The organism is Rhodosalinus sp. (assembly GCF_041685465.1).
Classification (GTDB): Bacteria; Pseudomonadota; Alphaproteobacteria; order Rhodobacterales; family Rhodobacteraceae; genus Rhodosalinus.
Window position 1 is genome coordinate 1 of the sequence record NZ_JAWLFS010000213.1, and the last position, 5,348, is coordinate 5,348.

5 protein-coding genes and 1 pseudogene are annotated in these 5,348 nt (G+C 69.9%); 2 read left to right on the plus strand and 4 right to left on the minus strand.

What is annotated here, in order from left to right; translation table 11 throughout:
* Window positions 1-1,899 (minus strand): ASKHA domain-containing protein (locus ACESL7_RS12655; protein WP_372893677.1); only part of this gene is annotated, 1,899 nt, incomplete at its 3' end.
* A 295-nt stretch (window positions 1,900-2,194) separates the two neighbouring features.
* On the opposite strand from ACESL7_RS12655, the gene guaB reads away from it, so the two are divergent.
* Window positions 2,195-3,643 carry an IMP dehydrogenase gene (gene guaB / locus ACESL7_RS12660; protein WP_372893678.1) on the plus strand — a complete coding sequence of 483 codons (1,449 nt, stop codon included), beginning with the start codon at window positions 2,195-2,197 and terminating at the stop codon, window positions 3,641-3,643.
* 160 nt (window positions 3,644-3,803) lie between these two features.
* On the opposite strand, the gene ACESL7_RS12665 is transcribed toward guaB, so the two are convergent.
* The 3 genes from ACESL7_RS12665 to ACESL7_RS12675 all read right to left on the minus strand — a co-directional run bounded on the left by ACESL7_RS12665 (window position 3,804) and on the right by ACESL7_RS12675 (window position 4,843).
* Window positions 3,804-4,277: a hypothetical protein gene (locus ACESL7_RS12665; protein ID WP_372893679.1), complete on the minus strand. Its 474-nt coding sequence runs from the start codon at window positions 4,275-4,277 to the stop codon at window positions 3,804-3,806.
* An 87-nt stretch (window positions 4,278-4,364) separates the two neighbouring features.
* Window positions 4,365-4,652 (minus strand): hypothetical protein, encoded by a 288-nt coding sequence (locus ACESL7_RS12670; RefSeq protein ID WP_372893680.1) that lies wholly within the window; start codon window positions 4,650-4,652, stop codon window positions 4,365-4,367.
* Window positions 4,652-4,843: a hypothetical protein gene (locus ACESL7_RS12675; RefSeq protein WP_372893681.1), complete on the minus strand. Its 192-nt coding sequence runs from the start codon at window positions 4,841-4,843 to the stop codon at window positions 4,652-4,654. Before ACESL7_RS12675 ends, ACESL7_RS12670 begins: the two co-directional genes overlap by 1 nt.
* 101 nt (window positions 4,844-4,944) lie before the next feature.
* Between ACESL7_RS12675 and ACESL7_RS12680 the strand changes: the two are divergent.
* A pseudogene (locus ACESL7_RS12680) lies at window positions 4,945-5,159 on the plus strand (transposase); the annotation flags it as partial.
* Window positions 5,160-5,348: the final 189 nt, after the last annotated feature.

Sequence of the window (5,348 nt, forward strand, 5' to 3'; positions counted from 1 at the left end):
CTGGAAGCGGGGCTCGATCGCCGTTTCGACCTTGACGATCTCGCGCACGCGCCGCTCGATCTCGGCCCGCGCGCCCCGGTTCAGAAGCGCGATGCGCGCGCCTGTCCCGGCGGCGTTGCCCGCGCTCGTCACCTTGTCGAGGGGCACGTCGGGTATCATGCCCAGCACCATCGCGTGCAGGGGCGATATGTGCGCGCCGAAGGCCCCGGCGAGCACCACGCGGTCCACCCGGTCCACGCCGCGCTGGTCCATCAGCAGCCGCGCGCCCGCGTAGAGCGCCGACTTGGCGAGCTGGATGGCGCGGATGTCGCCCTGCGTCACCATGATGCGCGGCCCACCCGCCTCGGACGCATCGTAAAGCACGTAGGCATGCGTGCGCCCGTCGCTCACGCAGCGGGACGAACCGGTCTGCGCGGCCGAGCCGATCAGGCCGCTTTCGTCCATCAGCCCCGCCATGCGGAGCTCGGCCACCGCCTCGATGATGCCGGAGCCGCAGATGCCCGTCACGCCGCCCGGGCCGACCGCCGCCTCGAAGCCCGGGTCGTCGGACCAGAGATCGCAGCCGATCACGCGCACGCGCGGAGCTTTCGTCTCGGGATCGATGCGCACCGCCTCGATCGCGCCGGGGGCCGCGCGCTGACCCGCGCTGATCTGCGCGCCCTCGAAGGCGGGACCGGTCGGCGAGGAACAGGCGAGCACCCGCGAGGTATCGCCCAGCAGGATCTCGGCATTGGTGCCCACGTCCACGACGAGCGTGAGCTCCTCGGCGCGCCAGGGCTCCTCCGAGAGCGCGACCGCGGCCGCGTCGGCGCCCACGTGCCCGGCGATGCAGGGCAGCACGTAGGCCCGCGCCCGCGGGTTGATCGCGCCAAGGCCGAGGTCGCGCGCCTCGAGCTCGAGACTGTCCGAGGTGGCCAGCGCGAAGGGCGCCTGCCCGAGCTCCACCGGGTCGATGCCGAGCAAGAGGTGATGCATCACCGGATTGCAGACGAAGACGGTCTCCACGATGAGCGCCGGGTCGATCCCCGCCTCCCCGGCGATGGCGGTGGCGAGGGTGTCGATCGCCTCGCGCACCGCGGCCGTCATCTCGGCCTCGCCGCCGGGGTTCATCATCGCGTAGCTCACCCGGCTCATCAGGTCCTCGCCGAAGCGGATCTGTGGGTTCATGATGCCCGAGGAGGCCCGCACGTCGCCGGTGTCGAGATCGGTGAGATGCGCCGCCACCGTCGTCGAGCCCACATCGATCGCAAGGCCGAAGAGCCCGCCCTCGTGCAATCCGGGCCAGATGTCGATGACGCGCGGCGTCGCGCCCGAGTGCGGGCTGTGCACCGCCACGGTCGCCTGCCAGCCGCCCTTGCGCAGCGCCGGCTGGAGCTTCGCGAGCAGCGAGACGTCGCAGGTGACCTCGGGGATGTTCCACTGCGCCGCGAGGGCCGCCGCCACGCGCTGCAGATCGCCCGAGGGCTCGTGCATGTCGGGCTCGGCCACCTCGATCAGGTGGAGGCGCGTCGCCGGGTCCATCTCGATCGCGCGCAGGGTGGCGGACTTGCGCACCACCTGCCGGTGGACCTGGCTCTCGGGCGGCACGTCGATCACCACGTCGCCCATGACCCGCGCCTGACAGCCGAGGCGGCGGCCGGGCTTCAGCCCGCGCTTGGCGTCGTAGCGCGCCTCGACCGCGTTCCACTCCGACAGCGCGTCGCCGGTCACGGTCACGCCGTGCTTGGAAAAGCTGCCGTAGGCGGGCGCCACCTGGCACTTCGAGCAGATGCCACGCCCGCCGCAGACCGAATCGAGATCCACGCCGAGCCGCCGCGCGGCATCGAGAACGGGCGTGCCCGCCGGCACGCGTCCGCGCTTGCCCGAGGGCGTGAAGACGACGAGGGGGTCCTGTGTCATGGGCGCGCTGTCCTGTCTCCGGTCGCTCGGCAAAAGCCTAGCGTCCCGGGCGCCCCCGGCGCGTTCAGCCGCGGCACGCCAGCGCATGCGAGCGTCATCCGGGCGCCGTCGGGACCGGGCGCAAGGCGTTTGCAAACGCCTTGCAAGGCGCTTCGAAGCGCCTTGCCCGCGCCCGGCCGCGCCGGTCTTGCCCGGAGTCTTCGGGCGGGACTGAATGGGGACGCTCCGGGGCTTTCCAATCCGCGTCATCCGTGCAAGAGGGACGTGCCAAACGAGGATCCGCGGGAGCTGAGCGATGGAGATTCGGGAGGCGCTGACCTTCGACGATGTGCTGCTGGTGCCGGGCGCCTCCGAGGTGCTGCCCAGCGACGCCGACACGCGCACGCGCGTGACTAAGGCGATCTCGCTCAACATCCCGCTCCTGAGCTCGGCGATGGACACGGTGACCGAGAGCGACATGGCGGTGTCCATGGCGCAGGCCGGGGGCATCGGGGTCATCCACCGCAATCTCGACGTCGATCAGCAGGCGCGCGAGGTTCGCCGCGTCAAGCGCTTCGAGAGCGGCATCGTCTACAACCCGATCACGCTGCGCCCCGACCAGACGCTCGCCGACGCCAAGGCGCTTCAGGCGCGCTACCGCGTCACCGGCTTCCCGGTCGTCGACGAGGCGGGCCATGTCATGGGGATCGTCACCAACCGCGACATGCGCTTCGCCACCGACGACGACACGCCGGTGCGGGTGATGATGACCTCCGAGAACCTCGCCATCCTGCAGGAGCCCGCGGACCGCGAGGAGGCCAAGAGCCTGATGAAGGCGCGGCGCATCGAGAAGCTGCTCGTCACCGACGCCGCGGGCCGCCTCACGGGGCTTCTGACGCTGAAGGATACCGAGCAGGCGGTGCTCAACCCGACGGCCTGCAAGGACGACCTCGGCCGGCTCAGATGCGCGGCGGCGACGACGGTGGGCGACGCGGGCTTCGAACGCTCCGAGGCGCTGATCGACGCGGGCTGCGACCTGATCGTGATCGACACCGCGCACGGCCACGCCGCCGCGGTGAGCGAGGCGGTGAGGCGCATCAAGCGCCTCTCCAACGAGGTGCAGGTGGTCGCGGGCAACGTCGCCACGGCCGAGGCGACGCGCGCGCTGATCGACGCGGGCGCCGATGCGGTGAAGGTCGGCATCGGGCCGGGCTCGATCTGCACGACGCGGGTGGTTGCGGGCGTCGGCATGCCGCAGCTCACCGCGCTGATGGATTGCGCGGCGGAGGCGGGCGACGTGCCGGTGATCGCCGACGGCGGCATCAAGTTCTCCGGCGACCTCGCCAAGGCGATCGCCGCGGGCGCCTCCTGCGCCATGGTGGGCTCGATGCTCGCCGGGACCGACGAGAGCCCGGGCGAGGTGGTCCTCTACCAGGGCCGCAGCTTCAAGACCTACCGCGGCATGGGCAGCCTCGGCGCCATGGCGCGCGGGTCGGCCGACCGCTACTTCCAGAAGGACGCGGCCTCCGACAAGCTCGTGCCCGAGGGCGTCGAGGGACAGGTGCCCTACAAGGGCCCGGCCGGCACGGTGATCCACCAGCTCGTCGGGGGGCTGCGCGCCGCGATGGGCTACACCGGGACCGCCACCGTCGACGCCATGCGCGGTGGCTGCCGCTTCGTGCGCATTTCCGGCGCGGGCCTGAAGGAAAGCCACGTTCACGACGTGCAGATCACGCGCGAGTCTCCGAATTATCGTCTTGGGTAATCCATAACTTATCCGGAAATTATGCATCAGTTGCGGGTGAGAACAAGGCAAGACCAGGGCTGGTCACCCAGAACTGGACAGCATTCACTCAAGCAAACTGATGCAGGGTCCGGGCGTCCGTCGCGGCTGTCGGCCCACCGCGATCAGGGGGCTCGACTGTTCAGAGCGGAGGTCGTCCCGAGCCGCCAGTGACGCCGCGGGCACGACGGCCGCCCGATGCCTTTGTCGGACCGATCACCCCTGCATCACCGCCCGCGGGCTGCCCTGAAGCTCGGGCATGCGCGAAGCCGCCCCGGCTCATGAGTTCATGAATCCGGCCTCTCTTGAGTTTGCCCTGCGCGTCGGCTTCGGCGCTCAGCTCTTGCGTGATCACGCTCATGGTGTCGAGATCGTCGACGGGCGCGATGCCCGCCTTGCGGCCGACGGCGATCAGCGCGTCGACATAATTCGCGGCGGTGATCGGGCGGACCCGGCGCTCCGGATCAGGATGATCTACGAACGCCTCCGCGAGCTCGAACGCGAGGAAGAGCCCGAACGGCGCGTCGGCGCGGCCCTCGGCGACGCGCGTCGCACAGCGCTCGATGCTTGCGCGATACCGGGCTCGGGTGCTCTCCTTGATGCGGGCTCGATCCACGGCGGCGTACAGCGGCGCCCATGATGCCGGCCATTCCAGCGGTTCACGCGCAGGCTCGGGAGCCGCCCTGCGGGCCGGTTTTGGTTGCTACCCGTACCAGGCGCGGCTGACTTCGCGTGCCGACGCAGTCGACGTTTGCGGCGCGTAGCGTGCGAGCGCGCGCAGGAGCGTGCGGAACGTCGCCTCTGACGCGGCTGCTTCTTCGAAGCACGCCGCAGATGGCGCATGAATGCGCTCGCTGCGGCGGGCCACCGCGGCGAAGAAGCGACCGACGACAGCGGCGGCGCCCGGTTCGAGGGCGGCGCGATCCTCGAGCATGAGAGGCCGCACGGCAACGTGCGCCGGAGCAGGATGATCTTCGGGACGCGAGCGCATCAGGTCCTCCGCTTCGAGAGCCGATTGAAGACGTCCGGGTGTTCCGCCAGAAGCACGTCGCGCACGGCCCGCGCGGCGCATTCGCACGAGTCATGGCCGTAATGTGTGCGGCAGACATCCGGGCTGTCGGCGAGCACCGCCGCGACCTCGTCGAACGATCCCGGATTGAGGGCGAGCATGAGCGTCGCCACCGCGTGCCGGCACTGGTGCGGCGTCGCCCAAAGGCCGATCTGGCGCTCTGAACCGCGCCGGGTTTGCCGGAGGCTCCAACTCTTGAGTAGGATGGAGCATCATGAGCAAGACAACGAACAAGTATTCCCCAGAAGTGCGCGAGCGTGCCGTTCGCCTGGTTCTGGACAATCAAGAGCAGCATGAGAGCCGCTGGTCGGCGATCCGCCGATTTCGTCGAAGATCGGCTGTGCACCACAGACGCTGAACGAATGGGTCAAGAGGGCCGAGGTGGATCGTGGCGAGCGAACCGGTGTCACGACCGAGCTGGCCGAGAAGAGCGAGCCATGGTCCGCCATTGATGGGGTGGATGGCTCCCGCTCCCGGCATCGCAATGTGCCATATTGGGGTGCTGTCAAAGCCACCACTGAGGGGAGCCATCCATGGACCAGCCTACCACCATCGGCATCGATCTTGCCAAGTCCGTTTTCCAGGTCCACGGCGTCGACGCGGAAGGCACCACTCTGG